This window comes from Fischerella muscicola PCC 7414 (assembly GCF_000317205.1).
GTDB lineage: Bacteria > Cyanobacteriota > Cyanobacteriia > Cyanobacteriales > Nostocaceae > Fischerella > Fischerella muscicola.
This window is the reverse complement of sequence record NZ_AJLK01000076.1, coordinates 1-17635: the sequence shown is the minus strand read 5'-3', so window position 1 is coordinate 17635 and position 17635 is coordinate 1. Positions and strand designations below refer to the sequence as shown.

At 41.5% G+C, this 17635-nt stretch carries 17 protein-coding genes; 16 read left to right on the top strand and 1 reads right to left on the bottom strand.

The window, feature by feature from the left end; translation table 11 throughout:
- Window positions 1-20 precede the first annotated feature (20 nt).
- On the bottom strand, window positions 21-1226 hold the full coding sequence (locus UYI_RS0111340) for a response regulator (RefSeq protein ID WP_026085891.1): 1206 nt from the start codon (window positions 1224-1226) through the stop codon (window positions 21-23).
- 1904 nt (window positions 1227-3130) lie between these two features.
- On the opposite strand from UYI_RS0111340, the gene UYI_RS0111330 reads away from it, so the two are divergent.
- The 16 genes from UYI_RS0111330 (at window position 3131) to UYI_RS0111255 (ending at window position 17276) form a co-directional block, all read left to right on the top strand.
- The gene (locus UYI_RS0111330; protein ID WP_016866779.1) at window positions 3131-4078 is read left to right on the top strand and encodes an RluA family pseudouridine synthase; all 948 of its coding nucleotides are present in this window, start codon (window positions 3131-3133) and stop codon (window positions 4076-4078) included.
- Window positions 4079-4735: 657 nt separating this feature from the next.
- On the top strand, window positions 4736-5254 hold the full coding sequence (locus tag UYI_RS0111325) for a phycocyanin/phycoerythrocyanin subunit beta (RefSeq protein WP_016866778.1): 519 nt from the start codon (window positions 4736-4738) through the stop codon (window positions 5252-5254).
- Between the two features lie 171 nt (window positions 5255-5425).
- Window positions 5426-5917 (top strand): phycocyanin alpha subunit, encoded by a 492-nt coding sequence (locus UYI_RS0111320; RefSeq protein WP_197672419.1) that lies wholly within the window; start codon window positions 5426-5428, stop codon window positions 5915-5917.
- Between the two features lie 232 nt (window positions 5918-6149).
- Window positions 6150-6989: a phycobilisome linker polypeptide gene (locus UYI_RS0111315; RefSeq protein WP_016866777.1), complete on the top strand. Its 840-nt coding sequence runs from the start codon at window positions 6150-6152 to the stop codon at window positions 6987-6989.
- Window positions 6990-7113: 124 nt separating this feature from the next.
- Window positions 7114-7887 carry a HEAT repeat domain-containing protein gene (locus UYI_RS0111310; protein WP_016866776.1) on the top strand — a complete coding sequence of 258 codons (774 nt, stop codon included), beginning with the start codon at window positions 7114-7116 and terminating at the stop codon, window positions 7885-7887.
- A 104-nt stretch (window positions 7888-7991) separates the two neighbouring features.
- On the top strand, window positions 7992-8621 hold the full coding sequence (locus UYI_RS0111305) for a HEAT repeat domain-containing protein (protein ID WP_026085890.1): 630 nt from the start codon (window positions 7992-7994) through the stop codon (window positions 8619-8621).
- Between the two features lie 671 nt (window positions 8622-9292).
- Entirely contained in the window at window positions 9293-9811 is a 519-nt protein-coding gene (locus UYI_RS0111300; RefSeq protein WP_016866774.1) for a phycocyanin subunit beta, read from the top strand.
- Between the two features lie 76 nt (window positions 9812-9887).
- Window positions 9888-10379, top strand: coding sequence for a phycocyanin subunit alpha (gene cpcA, locus UYI_RS0111295; RefSeq protein WP_172451495.1), 492 nt, complete (start codon window positions 9888-9890; stop codon window positions 10377-10379).
- Between the two features lie 150 nt (window positions 10380-10529).
- Window positions 10530-11396, top strand: a complete 867-nt coding sequence (locus UYI_RS0111290; protein WP_016866773.1) for a phycobilisome linker polypeptide — start codon at window positions 10530-10532, stop codon at window positions 11394-11396.
- A gap of 279 nt (window positions 11397-11675) precedes the next feature.
- Window positions 11676-11921 (top strand): phycobilisome linker polypeptide, encoded by a 246-nt coding sequence (locus UYI_RS0111285; RefSeq protein ID WP_016866772.1) that lies wholly within the window; start codon window positions 11676-11678, stop codon window positions 11919-11921.
- A 10-nt stretch (window positions 11922-11931) separates the two neighbouring features.
- Window positions 11932-12762 carry a HEAT repeat domain-containing protein gene (locus UYI_RS0111280; protein ID WP_016866771.1) on the top strand — a complete coding sequence of 277 codons (831 nt, stop codon included), beginning with the start codon at window positions 11932-11934 and terminating at the stop codon, window positions 12760-12762.
- Window positions 12763-13018: 256 nt separating this feature from the next.
- Window positions 13019-13642 carry a HEAT repeat domain-containing protein gene (locus UYI_RS0111275; RefSeq protein WP_016866770.1) on the top strand — a complete coding sequence of 208 codons (624 nt, stop codon included), beginning with the start codon at window positions 13019-13021 and terminating at the stop codon, window positions 13640-13642.
- A 97-nt stretch (window positions 13643-13739) separates the two neighbouring features.
- The gene (locus tag UYI_RS0111270; protein ID WP_016866769.1) at window positions 13740-14579 is read left to right on the top strand and encodes a phycobilisome rod-core linker polypeptide; all 840 of its coding nucleotides are present in this window, start codon (window positions 13740-13742) and stop codon (window positions 14577-14579) included.
- A 108-nt stretch (window positions 14580-14687) separates the two neighbouring features.
- Window positions 14688-15431 carry a phycobilisome rod-core linker polypeptide gene (locus UYI_RS0111265; RefSeq protein WP_016866768.1) on the top strand — a complete coding sequence of 248 codons (744 nt, stop codon included), beginning with the start codon at window positions 14688-14690 and terminating at the stop codon, window positions 15429-15431.
- Window positions 15432-15661: 230 nt separating this feature from the next.
- Entirely contained in the window at window positions 15662-16396 is a 735-nt protein-coding gene (locus UYI_RS0111260) for a phycobilisome rod-core linker polypeptide (protein ID WP_016866767.1), read from the top strand.
- 118 nt (window positions 16397-16514) lie between these two features.
- Window positions 16515-17276 carry a phycobilisome rod-core linker polypeptide gene (locus UYI_RS0111255; RefSeq protein WP_016866766.1) on the top strand — a complete coding sequence of 254 codons (762 nt, stop codon included), beginning with the start codon at window positions 16515-16517 and terminating at the stop codon, window positions 17274-17276.
- Window positions 17277-17635 lie beyond the last annotated feature (359 nt).

Sequence of the window (17635 nt, the reverse complement as noted above, 5' to 3'; positions counted from 1 at the left end):
AAAACTTAAATTTTTTACAGCTACTTAATGTGTTGAAATACTTCTTTAAGTAAGTCTGCCTGTGTAAAAGGTTTACTCAAATAGCCTGATGCCCTCACAAGTTTGGCTCTAGCTTTATCGATAAAACCTGTTCTACCCGTAATCATGATTATAGGTGTATCTTTAAAATGAGAATGTTTCCGTACCAATGAACACAATTCATAACCATCTAAGTTTGGCATTTCAATATCTAGTAAAATCAAATCTGGTTTGAGGCGAATAATTTGCATTAAAGCCTTGAGTGGATCGTTGATGCCCACAACAGAAAACATTTGATCATCCAAAAATTGACTAATAGCCTTTACCACTGCGGGACTGTCATCAATACAAAAAACTGTGTAGAGTTTTTTATCAACGTTTGGTTGAGAAATTTGTGGACGATTAGTGTTGTTAGTGTTAATAGGATGAGGTAAGACATTATTCAACCTTGGTTTGGGCAAGGGTTGCTGAGTTGGGGGGACAACATGCAGATGCTGTTGCTGTCCAGAATTTGGTGTACTTTCCCCCTTAGATGCCCTCTGGGAAGTTTGTTGTGGGGAGTTAGCTGCAAATTCCGAAGCTGATTGATGATTGAGATGGCGTCTTTCAAAGGAAGCTGGTTGTGGTGGCGCTGCATCAGTACTGGATCTTTCTGATTTACTACTAGGGATAGATGCATAGCCAGGCGATCGCTTTTGGCAACGTTCCACTAGCAAACGCACATCTAAATGGCAGAACTTTGGCATCTCATCCAAAAAGCTTTCAGGAGCAAATTCGTAACTCCCCTCTTTTAACAATAAAAACGACTCTAGAACTTCTAGTGCCAATTGTTCCACCAATATTCCGGCTTGAGCTGGGGTAATATATTTCTGATTAACTAACCAGCAAATAGCTAGATAGTCTGGATTCGGTATTGCTTGATTCTCAATCCCAGTTTCAAAAATTGCCCGCAATTGCTCTTTGATGCCATTGTGGAGAGTAGGTATTTTTTGGCTTAAACGCTGCAAGTGCTTGTAAAGCAACTCAAACATTTTTTCTGTACAGCACGCATAAACTAATTTACCCTCCTCTACGTAGATTGACCAATAACCAGAAGCAGTAAAAACTTGTAAACAACCAGTAGTAGATTTACTAGTTATTTTCTTCAGTAGAAATAACGGCTGTAACGATTGATAAAACCTGTATCTATTAATAGGGAGTATCTTCATGGCTACGGCTCTCAAATAAATTCAAAATTGACAAATGCAAATGGCTCTACTTGTTGCCATGAAACAGCGCCTGCATATTGCACTTACTTAACATTAGCTTATGGCGTGGGTGCATATACCCACATAAAAAGATAAAAAATGGGTAAAGTAGATAATTCGTCTCAAAAAGCAATAGCAAAACTTACTGACAGAGCCATATTAAGGTTATTTAGTGCTTTGTACAGACTCTGCTGTTGGTTTTTGGAGCAGAATGGAATAGCAGGTAGCATACAAGCAGGCTGTTAAAGATTTAATCCATAAATTTAATAATTAATGTGACTTACGTAATTGACTAACCCAAAATTGATCATTTTTGAGTCGGGTGTAGGGCATTTTGTCAATACTGAGATTTCATCGTCACTAATTTTGCGATCGCATTAGCAAGAAATAGAGAAAGGCTACAGATGACAGGAGTAAGGTAAAAAATTATGCCTTGCACCCTGTCCTTTAAACGCAGTTGTACTCAATGAGGAAACCTTTAACGGTACACTTGCTTACCTTTCCCGCAGATTCTGCATGAATTTTAATGCTGGAGTAGAAGATGCAGTTGTGGTTGACTCCCAAGAAGGTAATTTCTGCATATGTTTTGAAAACACCCTCTAAAGTATTGTCTTAATGAAAATAAAGTTTGCCCTGATGATCTGGATAAGTAGCTACTGTAGTGAATTACAACTATTAAATTCGATGAGCGTGGTGTAACTCGAACAATTTACTCCATGTTTAAAAATAAAATGATCTTCCTTACTTTTAGATTACTCTAATTTAAAGAAAAAAAATAAAAGAAGCATGAAAAATACTATTAAGAAGTAAAGATATTGTGAAATAGAAGTTATTGTCATAAGTAACAACAAATTTATCTACAAGGTTTATTGTTGCAAATATCGATACCTAATTGTACAAAAATGTACAACTTAACATTAGAGGTTTTTATTTATTTGATACATCATTTTAGTAGTTTATTTACCAACTAATCCTTTCTCATTCTGTTTGTGCGGATACATTTATATAATTGAAAAGATTGTTCGATTAACAATTATAACTAAATAAATACTCTTGAGAGTTCATGTTGATAAATAGAGAAATACTAGAATAATTGTAATGATGTATGCATTATAAGCCCATTGATAGGATTTTATTTAGCCAAAATGGCATTATCTTGACTGTGTTAATTTTAATTTTTTGCACCGCTTATTGGTGCTTAAAAAGCTAAAGCTGAAGTTAGTGCGTTCACAAGCATCAGTAGTAACTAAAGAAAAAATCACAAACTCAAGCTTCCTATTCAAGTCATCAAATCAACCGAGTAAAGCTGGATAGTTGATTTAGGTATCTTTGATACAAATAGAAGTTTTGTTTTCAATCAATAAAGATAAAACTAAGAACTATTACTTAGATTTAAAAATTAAAGTTTATCCGGATAGCATCATAAAAATAGTGTATTTTTACTAGCAATTTTTTGACTGTCCATATAGTAATAGTGCAGCGCAGTCAAAATAACGACGCAGCAAATCAAGAGCTAAATCAGCTCAAATATGGGCATGAAATCTTCGCCTTTTGAGAAGCAGTTTCTTATACAAAATCTAGCCAAGAAATATGTAAGATGTGAAACTCAGCCATTCGACATTATCCACATCTAAAATAACTGCATATATTTTCTCTTATCCAACAACAATAAACTTGAAATTAGAGTATGGCAATGGGTGCAATACCAGTATTGCTGTCACCCCCCACTATGAAAATTGAGCAAAGTGTAAAGCGTAAGGGAGACAAGAAGAATGATCAAGTTATCGGTCAACCAGCTAATAAAACTTTCTGCTATTCTCCAGACAAGCTAAACTACAAAAACTGGAGATGAGACTAATACAACTGTGACCGAAATTAGTTTACAAGTAGAAGAACAGGGAGAACGCCTCGACCGCTACCTTACTGAACAATTAACAGACCTATCTCGTTCCCGCATCCAACAGTTAATTGAACAGGGTCAAGTTCAACTCAACGGCAAAGTTTGCACATCTAAAAAGACTACTGTGAAACGAGGCGATCGCATTTCCTTAGAAATTCCCCCAGCAGAACCTCTTGAACTTGCAGCAGAAGATATTCCCCTAGACATCCTCTACGAAGACGACCAACTATTAATTCTCAATAAACCTGCGGGCTTAGTTGTCCATCCTGCACCCGGTCATCCCGATGGCACATTGGTTAACGCCATTTTAGCTCATTGTCCCAATTTACCCGGCATAGGGGGTGTGCAGCGTCCAGGAATTGTGCATCGATTAGATAAAGATACAACAGGGGCGATCGCAATTGCTAAAACTGAATTTGCCCATCAGCATCTCCAAGCACAACTCAAAGCTAAAACCGCACAACGAGAATATCTAGGTGTTGTCTACGGTGTCCCAAAAACTGAAAACGGTACAGTTGACTTACCCATCGGTCGTCATCCAGTAGATCGAAAAAAAATGGCTGTTGTCTCACCAGAAAAAGGTGGAAGACATGCAACTACCCATTGGCGAATACTTGAACGTCTGGGCAACTATACATTAATGCACTTTCAATTGGAAACCGGACGTACCCATCAAATTCGTGTCCATAGCAGCCACATAGGTCATCCCATCGTCGGCGATCCTGTTTATAGTTCTGGCCGTTCGGTGGGTGTGAATTTACCGGGACAAGCACTCCATGCATGGCGACTCAGGTTACAGCATCCGGTCTCTGAAGAATGGATCGAAGTCACTGCACCTATTCCTCAAACCTTCAAGACTCTCTTAGAAGTTTTGAAAAGACGGGTGACCACTGCCGATAAAAATTACAAATGAGAAATCTTTACGAATCTTCTTTACTCATCTTTACATAATTTTACATATTTATCATTCATCAAAGCTTCAGTAAACTTGCGAGATGTTTAATTTTAACCACTATTTTTGAGAAAATTCCAGATTTAGATTTTAAGTATTTTGGCTGAAATGAAAAATCAATAAAATCTTTACATACAATACAGATTTTTTAATTGCATCTTCTTCAAGAAAGATAGAAAAACTTTATTTTTTTCAGACCAAAATAACATTCAATGTAACTTTTACTACTATTAATCCTATGGAACAAAAACATGAAGTTAGATTAACAAAAATTTCATAATGTAAAGTAAGGATTTAAGTCATAAGTATATATGCCTGTCGATTCATAGGTTTCACTAAATAATCTAGATTTTTACACTTGTTAAATAAAGTTCATAAAAAAATCTGCAAGCCAAATATAAAATACGAACTAGGTGAGAAAGCAATTTAAAAATATCAAGACAATAAAGGTTTTTCGTGGTAAATATTTGCACACATCAATCATGTTGATTTGATTTTTCTATGTGCAATATTTGCTAAATATACTATTGCCTATTTGTCCTGAATTTCTGATTGCTTCTACCAAAACAAGCTGATTTAATGGCTTTAATTTGCTGCTGTGAATACTAGGAGAAAAAAATGCTTGATGCTTTTTCCAGAGTAGTTGAACAGGCTGATAAGAAAGGTGCTTATTTAAGCGGTGACGAAATCAACGCTCTGCAAGGAATGGTTGCTGATAGCAACAAGCGCTTAGACGTTGTTAATAGACTCACCAGCAATGCTTCCTCCATTGTTGCTAATGCTTATCGTGCTTTGGTAGCAGAACGCCCTCAAGTCTTTAATCCTGGTGGTGCTTGCTTCCACCATCGCAATCAAGCTGCATGTATCCGCGATTTAGGATTTATTCTGCGCTATGTTACCTACTCTGTACTAGCAGGTGATTCCAGTGTGATGGATGATCGCTGCTTGAATGGTTTACGCGAAACCTATCAAGCTCTTGGTACTCCTGGTGATGCTGTAGCTTCTGGAATTCAAAAAATGAAAGAAGCTGCCCTCAATATTGCTAACGATCCTAATGGGATTACCAGAGGTGATTGCAGTCAGTTAATGTCTGAAGTTGCCAGCTATTTTGACCGTGCTGCTTCGGCAGTTGCTTAAAAATTTTTTGGTTGTAGATTGCACTTTTTGTAAGTATCCTTTGTCATGATGCCTGGGTCATTTGTAATTGCAAATGATATGAATATAAAAGTTGCATGTACAACTTGTTTTCATAATTTTTTGGCAAGACTTTTTGAGTTTTTTAGTTAGCAATTTTTGGAGATTAATTAAATCATGAAAACCCCATTAACTGAAGCGATCGCCGCTGCTGATGTTCGCGGTTCTTATCTGAGCAATACTGAACTCCAAGCAGTATTTGGTCGTTTTAACCGCGCTCGCGCTGGCTTAGAAGCAGCTAAAGCATTTGCTAACAATGGCCAAAAATGGGCAGAAGCAGCAGCCAATCACGTTTATCAAAAATTCCCCTACACCACCCAAATGCAAGGGCCTCAGTACGCTTCTACCCCAGAAGGTAAATCTAAGTGCGTACGTGATATTGACCATTACTTACGTACTATCAGCTATTGCTGCGTAGTTGGTGGCACTGGCCCCTTGGATGAATACGTAGTTGCAGGCTTAAAAGAATTCAACAGCGCTCTTGGCTTGTCTCCCAGCTGGTATGTAGCGGCTCTAGAATTTGTCCGTGACAATCATGGTTTGACAGGTGATGTTGCTGGTGAAGCCAACACCTATATCAACTATGCAATTAATGCATTGAGCTAAGTCTAGACAGCAAGTGTCCTTTGTCCTTCTTTGATGGCTAATGGCTAATCGAGACTGGTTAGTAGTTAGTAATTGTTGATCGTTAATAGTTGTTTGGTGTCTGGAACAACTAACAACCAACAACTAACAACCAACAACTAACAACTAGCAAGAGTGCAATTAGCAATTAGCCATTCGTTGTATTTGAGAAAAGAAACAATAAAAAATTCGCAAATATGGAGCGATTGTCAAGATGACTACTTCAGTCGCAGAACGTCTAGCAATTAGAGATGAGATAGGCAAAAAAATAGAGCTGCGTCAAAATTGGACTGAAGATGAATTGCAGCTAGTATTTCGAGCTGCCTATGAGCAAATTTTTGGTCGTCAAGGTGTGTATGCTAGCCAGAGATTTACCAGCGCTGAAGCAATGCTACGTAACGGCAAAATCAGCGTTAAACAATTTGTGGAAATCCTGGCAAAATCTGAATTTTATAGAGAATGTTTCTTTTACAAAAACTCCCAAGTGCGGTTCATTGAATTGAACTATAAGCATTTGTTGGGACGCGCACCCTACGATCAATCAGAAATTGCATACCACACAGACCTTTATGCTTCTAGTGGTTACGACGCTGAAATAGAATCGTACATTTACAGTTCCGAATATGACAATGCCTTTGGTAATTATGTTGTTCCTTATTACCGGGGATTTCAGTCGATTCCTGGTATGAAGACGGTAGGATACAACCGTATCTTCGAGCTTTACCGTGGCAGAGGTAACAGCGACAACGCTCAATTTGGTGGTAAAAGTTCGCGCTTACGCTCGAAAATTGCGATGAACATGTCCAACATGATTTCGCCACCATCATCTCCAGGCCTTGGCTTTACATCAATTGCACCAACTTTGATTAGTTCTCCTGTATTGGGAGATAATCGCATGTTCATCATCGAAGCGATCGCTGGTGGAGTGAACACGAAAGTTGCAGTGCGTCGTAGCAGACAAGTTTACACCGTACCCTATGAGCGACTGTCAGCTACCTACCAAGAAATTCACAAGCGTGGCGGTAAGATAGTCAAGATTACCCCAGCCTCGTAGAAGATGGGGGGATAGGGTGATGGGGAGATGGGGGGATAAATATATTTCTTCCTACCTCCCCACCTCCCTACCTCCCCACCTCTCCACCTCCCCACATCTGTCACTTTTAACTTTTGACTTGCTTATGACTGCTGCATATTCTGCCGAACCCATTCTTTCAAAAGAAGCAGCGATCGCAGCACTAAAGAGCGAAGATAATCAAATTCGTTATTACGCTGCTTGGTGGTTGGGAAAACATCAAGTGCAAGCAGGTTGTACAGCATTGTGTGAAGCCCTGTTTGATGAGCGCTATCGCATTCCATCAGGAGGCTATCCCCTACGTCGTCAAGCTGCACGTGCTTTAGGACAATTAAAGAATCCACAAGCAGTACCAGCGTTAATTGCTGCACTTGCATGTGATGATGATCTGCACCTGCGGGAAGCAGTTATTCAAGCTTTAGCAGCGATTGGCGACCAGCGGGCTGTTGAGCCGTTGCTGAAACTGCTACAATCTCATCAACAGCAACCACTAGAAGCCTTGATAGAAGCGCTAGCGACTTTACAAGTATGGTCTGCTCGTCCCCAAATAGAACCCTTTCTCAATCACACTTCCGAGCGAGTACAATGTGCTGCGGCACGGTATTTGTTTATTTTAACCCAAGAACCCCAGTACATAGAACGTATTATTAATAATTTGAATCATGACAATATGTATTTGCGCTGGGCAGCCATATTTGATTTGGGAGCCGTTGGTCATCGTCAAGCAATAAATGCGATTTTAGCTGCTCGGGTTCCTAACAGTTTAAAGTTATTAAATTTGAAACGCATTTTGGAAGCCTTATTAGATAACGAACGAGCTGATCAGGAAACAACTCAGTTAATTTTTCAGGCAATTGATGATTTGTTAATTCAGCTTTGAGTTAGAAGTTGTTGGTTGTTAGTTGGTTGTTGATTGGTGATTCCAAACAACAACCAACTATTAACAATCAACAATTTATTTTATGTCTGCAATCTTTAACAATCATGAATACACAGAATGTAAATACCGAGCAACTAATTTCGCAATTAAATAATGCCCCGCTACCAACTGATGCGATATCTGCAATTGCTGCTCTATCGGCTAGCAAAATTACGGAACCTGAGGCGATTTCAGCTTTAATTCAAGCTTTTAGCCATCATCACCCTTCTGTAGGTAAAGCGGCAGTTGAAGCTTTAGTAAAGCTAGCACCTGCAAGCGTAGAACCACTGATTTTTGCTTTCCGTAATTCTCCTGATCAGGGCGTGCAGGCTCACATTATTCAAGCTTTAGCACTAATTGGTGACAAGCGAGCAGTTGATTTATTAGCAGAAGTTGTTGGCACAGAAGTAGCTAACCACTGTCAAGGAAATGTCCGTCGGATTGCCGCACGCGGACTAGGAAAGATAGGGAGGACTGCTGAACAACCAGAAGTCATCCGCTATGCTGTCGAAAAACTAACTTGGGCTTTACTAACTCCAGAAGATTGGGGACTACGTTACGCTGCTGCGGTTTCTCTACAAGAAATTGCCACACCAGCAGCTTATGCTGCCTTACAGGCGTCACTAAATCAAGAAGCAGACAAAGTAGTGCGATCGCGCATTACAATGGCTGCAACAAAAAATCTGCCAGATTAACTACAGACTGGAAATATATAAATCAGCAGGATGAGAGGAATTAATTTTTTGCCACCCCTTCCTCTCCTCCTGCTTGTTTTGCTTTCAAAACTCAATCAATCCCACTTCTCCATCTGTGGTGACAAATTTCTGCAATTAATGGCAACATTTAGAATTTTTTTGTTAAAAAGTCTTAACATACAGACTATGTCTATCAAAGTCATGTAGAACTTGAATAGGTTGTTTTGTATAGATATTGAGCAAAAATTAAGAAAATCTAAGCAAAGAAAAGTTGCGTCTTATCTTGCTGTTTTGTGAAGTAGTGTTAAAAAAAAAGCACTATTTCTCAGTTAAAGTCCTTGCATGTAAAGGTTTTGAGGCTTTTCTTATTGGTATATCTCATTTATTCATAATTTGTAACAAATAATGCCCCTGTAGCGTTGTATAAACATAAGCTGGAGGGGTTAATTAACAGGCAAAAGTTAAAGATGGCAATCAATTCGTAAAGTTTGCCAGTTTCTCATAAAATCACCCCAGTTTCTCATTTTTCTGATTCTGTTTGCAGAGCAGAAAAGTGAAGAGCAAAAGAGAAACGCTCTTGTTTAACGTCTGTTATAGACCAATCCAAATTGATAAAACAATTCCAGTTTTAATCAAGACAGCACTCAACTAAGGAATTAGGAGAATCTTCCATGTTAGACGCATTTGCCAAGGTGGTTTCTCAAGCTGACTCCAGAGGCGAATTTCTCAGCAGCGAACAACTCGATGGTCTGAGCAACTTAGTTAAGGACGGCAACAAGCGCCTGGATGTAGTCAACCGCATCACCAGCAATGCTTCCACCATCGTTACCAACGCTGCTCGTGCTTTGTTTGAAGAGCAACCTCAATTGATTTCTCCTGGTGGAAACGCTTACACCAACCGTCGTATGGCTGCTTGCCTCCGCGATATGGAAATCATCTTGCGCTATGTTACCTACGCTATCCTCGCAGGTGACGCAAGCGTTCTTGACGATCGTTGCTTAAATGGCTTGCGCGAAACCTACCAAGCTCTGGGAACTCCCGGTTCTTCTGTAGCAGTTGGTGTTCAGAAAATGAAAGAAGCTGCGATCAACATTGCTAACGACCCCAACGGTATCACCAAGGGTGATTGCAGTCAGTTAATGTCTGAAGTAGCTAGCTACTTTGATCGCGCTGCTGCTGCTGTTGCGTAATAAACATAAAAAAAGCCCAGAACCAAAAAGCTAGGTATTCAGGCAAAAAAATTACGAAACGTTAAGGAGATTTAACATCATGAAAACACCCATTACCGAAGCAATCGCAGCTGCTGATACCCAAGGACGTTTTCTGAGCAACACCGAACTTCAGGCTGTTCGTGGTCGTTTAGAGCGTGCTACCGCTAGCATGGAAGCTGCTCGTGCTTTGACCTCCAACGCTCAGCGCTTGATTGATGGTGCAGCTCAAGCTGTATACCAAAAGTTCCCCTACACCACCCAAATGAGTGGTCCTCAGTACGCTGCTGATTCTCGTGGTAAATCCAAGTGCGCTCGTGACATCGGTCACTACCTACGCATGGTAACCTACTGCCTAGTTGCTGGTGGTACTGGTCCAATGGATGAATACCTAATTGCTGGTTTGGATGAAATCAACAGCGCTTTTGAATTGTCTCCCAGCTGGTATGTAGAAGCTCTGAAGTACATCAAAGCTAACCACGGTTTGAGTGGTCAAGCTGCTAACGAAGCCAACACCTACATTGATTACGCAATCAACGCTCTTAGCTAGATAGCGTAATGCCCGGAGAGGGATGCAGCTGTATGGAATCACCAAGCAGTTGGATCTAGCTCCGGGCATAGTTTTATCTGGGGATTGATAAAAAAATATTTATTCAGACACGCAAAAGTTAAGCGTGTAAATAAATAGGGGGAAATAAACATGCCGATTACAGCAGCAGCATCCAGGCTAGGAACAGAAGCCTTTAGTAGCACAAGCGCAGCTAAAGTTGAGTTACGCCCCAATGCAAGCAGAGATGAGGTAGAAGCAGTAATTCGAGCCGTATATCGGCAAGTGTTGGGTAATGACTACATCATGGCATCAGAACGCTTGAAGAGTGCAGAATCACTCCTGCGGGATGGGAACCTGACAGTGCGGGAGTTCGTGCGTAGCGTTGCCAAGTCAGAACTCTACAAGAAGAAATTTTTCTACAACAGCTTCCAAACCCGGTTTATCGAACTCAACTACAAGCATTTATTGGGCCGCGCTCCCTACGATGAGTCTGAGGTGATTTTCCACTTAGACTTGTACCAAAATCAAGGGTACGATACTGAAATCGACTCCTACATAGATTCAATTGAATATCTGAATAACTTCGGCGACAATATTGTCCCCTACTATCGCGGTTTTGAGATTCAAACCGGACAAAAAACAGCTGGGTTTACCCGGATGTTCCGTTTGTACCGGGGTTATGCCAATAGCGATCGCGCCCAAGTAGAAGGCACTAAAACTCGTCTTGCCCGTGAACTAGCAACCAATAGCACTTCCTCAATCGTCGGGCCTTCTGGTAGCAATGCTAACTGGGGATACCGTGCAAGCGCGGATGTCACACCCAGAAAAAACATGGGAAATGCTGTAGGAGAAAGCGATCGCGTTTATCGCATCGAAGTTACCGGACAGCGCAATCCCGGCTTCCCCAGCGTACGTCGTAGTAGCTACGCCGTGGTTGTACCTTACGAGCGTCTTTCGGACAAAATTCAGCAAATTGTCCGTCAAGGCGGCAAAATCGTTAGTGTCACCCCAGCATAATCGTACGAGCGAAGCATTTAGGTGGTAATTTATCGATTTGATACCAAGTACTTCTCTCTCAACGCCATTCCCCTATAGGGAGAGGCAGCACGAACACCCGTATAAAAGTTAGTAGTGAGGAGCTATGGGTTAAGAATTATGAGTCATGAGTTATGAGTTATGGGTTGAAGAAAATATAAACTTCAAAACTCCTAATTCTTAACTCCTAATTCTTAACTCCTAGCTCCTAACTCCTTAACAATTGCCCAAAAGCTAATTTTACAGGAGAGGTTAACAAAAATGTTCGGTCAAACCACAGTTGGTGCTAATGGCATTTCTAGTGCAAACAGCCGGATGTTTCGTTATGAAGTCGTAGGCTTGCGGCAAAACGAAGAAAACGACAAAAATAACTACAACATCCGCAACAGCGGCAGCGTATTCATGACTGTGCCATACAACCGCATGAATGAAGAAATGCAGCGGATCACTCGTATGGGCGGCAGAATCGTTAAAATCGAGCCTTTAACGACAGCGGAAGCAAACTAACGCTTTGGCAATGATTGAACCAAGTGCAGAAGAATATTCTGCCGAAAACGCTCCGCCCTTAACAAAAGAGCAAGCGATCGCTAACCTGCAATCTTCAGATTTAAGTCTCCGCTATTATGCCGCTTGGTGGCTAGGTAAAAACCGCGTCCAGGAGCAAGCTGTTGTAGATGCTCTGATCGTGGCATTAGAGGATGAAGCCGACAGAACAGAAATGGGAGGCTATCCTCTACGCCGTAATGCTGCAAGAGCATTAGGAAAATTGGGCGACATGCGAGCTGTGCCAAGCTTAATTAAGTCCTTGGAATGCTCTGATTTTTATGTGCGCGAAGCCGCTGCCCAATCCTTAGCAACACTAAAAGGCATAGCTGCTGCCCCAGCGCTGATGCAATTACTCAATGGTGGAGTAGCAGCAGCAGTGCCAGTGCCAGGACGTCCCCACTTGACCCAGCCCTATGAAGCAGTATTAGAAGCCTTGGGAGCAATTGGTGCAACTGAGGCTATTTCCCTAATAGAACCTTTCCTTGAGCATCCAGTACCACGAGTGCAGTGTGCAGCAGCAAGAGCAATGTACCAGCTGACGCAAGACGCCAAATATGGAGAGCGTTTAGTGCAAGTTTTGGACAGCAACGACTTGAAATTGCGACGCGTTGCCTTAGGAGATTTGGGTGCCATAGGTTATTTACCAGCAGCAGATGCGATCGCGAACGCCAAAGTCGAAAATAGCTTCAAACTGATAGCCCTCAAAGGTTTACTGGAACATCAACTTCAACAGGAGTTAGATGTTTCCTCTCTTTCTGAGGATGCTATTCGGGTAATGAACTTGATGGATTCACTTTTGTAGTGATTGGTTAGTAGTTAGTGGTGAGTCAGCGCGCCCCAAGGGGGGTCCCTCCCCCAACCCCAAAGGGGGCCCCTAGCCCCCAATCCCCAACGCCAGGTGCTTTATGCCGGGAAACCCGTCCACCGCACTGGCTCCTCCCTGTCGGTCGTGGGGGCCGGTGAGTCCCCCATGAGCGACTGACGAACCCGAAGGGTTAGTGGTTATTGGTCAAAGAACTACTACTAACTACTAACTACTAACTACTAACTCTTGACCAATGACTAACACCCAACAATTAATTCGTGCCGTAGCAGAGGCAGACTCGCCAGCGCGAATGGTAGCGGCAGTACAAAAATTAGCAGCAGCGCAAGATGAAGCGGCAATTCCCACATTAATTGCCGTGTTTGGTTATAACAATCCAGCCGCAGCAGTAGCAGCAGTAACTGGATTAACTCAGTTAGGAGAAGTAGCAGTACCGCATTTGCTAGAGCAAATTGACGACTACAACTATGGCGCACGGGCTTATTCAATTCGTGCTTTAGCAGCGATCGCAGATCCCCGCGCCCTAGATGTGTTGTTAGCATCAGCTGCTAGCGATTTTGCTCCTAGCGTTCGTCGCGCCGCAGCCAAAGGCTTGGGAAACTTGCGTTTTCACAAGTTGGATAACCCAGAACGTCAACAAGCGCAAGCAAAAGCATTGGAAACCCTAATGTTTATTTCTCAAGACCCAGACTGGTCAATTCGTTATGCCGCTGTTGTTGGTTTGCAAAGTCTAGCAAAAATACCCGAATTGCAACAGCAAATCTTAGCAAAATTTGCACAAATCTTAGCTACTGATGCCGAACACTCACTTCGAGCTCGCGTGCAGTTAGCTCAAAAACAAGTATTGGTTAGTTGTTAGTTCGTAGTTGATTGTTAATTGTTAATAACAAACAACAAACAACAAACAACCATTAACCAGTCTCTGCGCAACCCTAAAACAAGGTAACAATTTCAAGATGCCGATACCATTACTTGAATTTACTCCAACTACCCAAAATCAGCGTGTAGACGGCTACGAAGTACCCGGCGAAGACACACCTACTATCTATCGGTTAGCAAACGCTACCTCCGATGCTGATATTGATGCCATTATCTGGGCAGCCTATCGGCAAATATTTAGCGAACACCTAATTTTAGAAAAATATCGTCAACCCTTCCTAGAATCACAGTTAAGAAATCGGGCTATTAACGTCCGAGATTTTATTCGGGGATTGGGTAAATCCGATGTTTATCGTGATGAAGTAGCAGAAACCAATTCTAATTATCGTTTAGTAGACATCAGCTTCAAGCGGTTTTTGGGACGGGCTACCTACGGTAAAGACGAGCAAATTTCTTGGTCAATTGTCATTGCCACCAAAGGATTGCATGGTTTTGTCGACGCCATTGTAGATTCTGAAGAGTATCGTCAAAACTTTGGTGATGACATCGTACCCTTCCAACGCCGCCGCTTCAAAGACAGACCCTTTAACTTAGTTAACCCCCGTTATAACGATTACTGGCGTGGTCGCTTAATAGAGCAGTATCTCGGCGGACGTTCCTTCTATCAAGTCGTTCGCTCAGGACAAGCTGTGCAACGAGGAGTTCGTCAAGCCATTCCAGCCAACTTCCTGTCAATGGCTGCTAGTGTCACACCAGGTGGGGCAGAATATCAACGCTCAAGCGATCGCGCGAGAAATATTGCCTCTAGTGTACAGATTCCCGATACCAGCCGCGAATCTACTACCCCGCCTCCAACCGTAAAACCTGCACAAGTTGCTTTACCTTATCGTTACATTCCTGGTAACAAAACAACTTAATTAGTTCATAGTTAGTGGTTAGTTGTTAGTGGTTTGCAATACTTTTTGACAACCAACAACCAACAACCAACGACCAACAACTAACATAACAAAGGACAAATATTAACAATGTCAATACCACTACTCCAATACAAACCCAGTTCTCAAAACCAGCGTGTTCCTGGTTACGAAGTCCCAAACGAAGATACTCCCAGAATTTATCGTCTAGAAGATTCTCCCACCGAAAGCGAAATCAAAGAATTAATTTGGGCTGGCTATCGGCAAATATTTAGCGAACACGAAAATCTCAAATTTCACCGCCAAAAAAATTTAGAATCCCAGTTGAAGAATCGGGCAATTACCGTACGTGACTTCATCCGGGGTTTGGCCAAATCAGAAGCTTATCGTCGTCTAGTAGTAGAGACAAACTCTAACTACCGTATTGTAGAAATTACTCTCAAACGGATTTTAGGTCGTGCGCCCTACAACAAAGACGAAGAAATAGCTTGGTCAATTAAAATTGCCACCAAAGGTTTTAGCGGTTTTGTTGATGCTTTAGTAGACTCTGAAGAGTATCAAATCAATTTTGGTGATAACACTGTTCCCTACCAACGCCGTCGTTTTAAAGACAGACCATTTAATTTGGTAACACCTCGTTACGGTGATTACTGGCGTGATAAACAAGAAACTGAGCGCTATAAATGGGGTGATATTAATAACTTCTTGGATATGGCGAAGTCTATTGAGATCAAAACAGTTTCTTACACACCAGTTAGCACCGCCAACATTCAAATACCCGATACAACAAAGAAGGAAAAACCGCAAGGTATCCCTATTTCTATCAGCCCTAGTGCAAGTTTTCCTGTGCGTTAAGCTAAAGTAAAGTAGTTAGTAAACTGTGTTGGTGGTTGGTTGTTGATTGTTGCTTGTAACAAATAACTAACAACAAATAACTAACAACAAAAAATTAAGAGTGGGTCTGCTAAATCCAGTCATTGTTTCACACAGTTTAGAAGGTTGCAAGATTTGCTTTTGGAAATTTTCTAAAGTGTAAATCTCACAACCTTCTTATGTGGCAAGTTATGTAAAAGGTGAATGGAAATATGGCACTACCTATACATACATACAAACCCACTAGTCAAAATCAACGAGTTTGTAGTTTTGGAACGGCGGATTTAAATGAAGACAGTCCTTATATCTACCGTCTCGAAGACACAAATTCCAGTGGTGAAATAGCAAAACTGATTTGGGCAGCCTATCGTCAAGTCTTTAACGAACAGGAAATCCTACAATTTAATCGTCAGATTGCTTTAGAAACACAACTGAAAAATCGCTCCATCACGGTACGTGATTTTATTCGTGGTTTGGCAAAATCTGGACGATTTTATCAGCTAGTAGTTGCAGCTAATAATAACTATAGGCTGGTAGAAATCTGTTTAAAGCGATTGTTGGGTCGCGCTCCATACAATCAAGAAGAAGAAATTGCTTGGTCTATTCAAATCGCTACTCGCGGTTGGTCAGGATTCGTAGATGCGTTAATTGATAGTGAAGAGTACACAGAGGCTTTTGGTGATTATACCGTACCCTATCAACGCAAACGAATGTCAACAGATAGACCATTCAGCTTTACCCCGCGTTACGGTGAAGATTATCGCGATCGCGCGGGTATTGTTCAGACCAGTTGGATACATCATACTGAATGGTATGGGTTTTTGGCTCCATCGCCATATCCCAAGCAAGTGGATTGGAGGACAATATCAGCCGTAATTATCGGCCTGTCTGGAATAATCGCTTTCTTGCTCATACTAAACTGGTTTGTAAACAGTTCTGCTTTTTAACAAAATGCAGAAACTTAACTAAAAAATGAAAGAGGATTGATTCAATAAATCAAACCTCATTCAGTTTTCAAGAGCAAGCTCTGTTTAATCTGTTAATAATTAAAGGGGAAAATCGCAAATGGCACTGCCATTACTTGAATACAAACCCAGCAGCCAAAATCATCGAGTCAAAAGCTTTGGCAAGGCTGACCTAAACGAAGATACACCGTATATTTACCGCCTAGAAGATGTCAGTTCTTTTTCTGACATGCAAGACATCATTTGGGCAGCTTATCGCCAAGTTTTCAGCGAACACGAGATTCTCAAGTTCAACCGCCAAAAGCACATCGAATCTCAACTGAAAAATGGCTCATTGACTGTACGCGACTTCATTCGTGGTTTGGCAAAGTCTGAAGCTTTCTACCGCTTGGTTGTTTCAGTTAACAATAACTACCGTCTTGTAGACATCTGCCTCAAGCGCTTTTTAGGTCGTTCTGCTTACAACAAAGAAGAAGAAATTGCTTGGTCTATTGTCATCGCCACCAAAGGTTTTGACGGTTTCGTTGATGCCTTACTAGACAGTGATGAGTACACCGAGGCATTTGGTGATAACACCGTACCCTACCAGCGTAAGCGTTTGGTAGATCGTCCCCACAACTTGGTAACACCTCGCTACGGCGAAGATTTCCAAGAAAGTGCTGGTACTGTTACCACAGATTGGCGCTTTACCCTAGAGAAATTCTACAGCCGCAAGTTCCAAGAACGGCGCCTGGCAGAAGGTGATCCACGGAAGTACGCCGATATGGCAGCCTCAATTAATGCTAAGGGCAACTACGCTCAAAACATTCGTGCGGCTGAGCTTGATTACCTCAACTTAGTACCAAATCGTAGTAGACGCTAAAATCCCTACTGCGATCGCTTAGAGTAAATACATCAACTTTATACTGGGTCTTGTTTCCCTGCTAATGTAGCGCCTGAGCATTGCGTTAGATGGAAATAAGACCCAGTAATTTTATATTTGGGTTGAAATCGAACACAGATGCACACAGATGAACACCGATTGACACAGATAGATTAATCGTATGCGTTGATAGAGTGTTTCATCAATTCATCGCAAATTCTCTGTAAAAAAACTCCGCGTTCCCTTGCGTTTACTCTGCGTCCCTCTGCGTTTAAAAAAAAGCTCCCTCCACTTCGGAGGGAGCTTTTTTATTTATCTGACAGACTACTTTATATTAGCCGTTGATCGCAGGAGCACTC

Coding starts and splice junctions, on each gene's coding strand:
- UYI_RS0111340 (WP_026085891.1), bottom strand. CDS start 1,226: ATGAAGATACTCCCTATTAATAGATACAGGTTTTATCAATCGTTACAG.
- UYI_RS0111325 (WP_016866778.1), top strand. CDS start 4,736: ATGCTTGATGCTTTTTCCAGAGTAGTTGAACAGGCTGATAAGAAAGGT.
- UYI_RS0111315 (WP_016866777.1), top strand. CDS start 6,150: ATGACTACTTCAGTCGCAGAACGTCTAGCAATTAGAGATGAGATAGGC.
- UYI_RS0111310 (WP_016866776.1), top strand. CDS start 7,114: ATGACTGCTGCATATTCTGCCGAACCCATTCTTTCAAAAGAAGCAGCG.
- UYI_RS0111305 (WP_026085890.1), top strand. CDS start 7,992: ATGAATACACAGAATGTAAATACCGAGCAACTAATTTCGCAATTAAAT.
- UYI_RS0111300 (WP_016866774.1), top strand. CDS start 9,293: ATGTTAGACGCATTTGCCAAGGTGGTTTCTCAAGCTGACTCCAGAGGC.
- UYI_RS0111290 (WP_016866773.1), top strand. CDS start 10,530: ATGCCGATTACAGCAGCAGCATCCAGGCTAGGAACAGAAGCCTTTAGT.
- UYI_RS0111285 (WP_016866772.1), top strand. CDS start 11,676: ATGTTCGGTCAAACCACAGTTGGTGCTAATGGCATTTCTAGTGCAAAC.
- UYI_RS0111280 (WP_016866771.1), top strand. CDS start 11,932: ATGATTGAACCAAGTGCAGAAGAATATTCTGCCGAAAACGCTCCGCCC.
- UYI_RS0111275 (WP_016866770.1), top strand. CDS start 13,019: ATGACTAACACCCAACAATTAATTCGTGCCGTAGCAGAGGCAGACTCG.
- UYI_RS0111270 (WP_016866769.1), top strand. CDS start 13,740: ATGCCGATACCATTACTTGAATTTACTCCAACTACCCAAAATCAGCGT.
- UYI_RS0111265 (WP_016866768.1), top strand. CDS start 14,688: ATGTCAATACCACTACTCCAATACAAACCCAGTTCTCAAAACCAGCGT.
- UYI_RS0111260 (WP_016866767.1), top strand. CDS start 15,662: ATGGCACTACCTATACATACATACAAACCCACTAGTCAAAATCAACGA.
- UYI_RS0111255 (WP_016866766.1), top strand. CDS start 16,515: ATGGCACTGCCATTACTTGAATACAAACCCAGCAGCCAAAATCATCGA.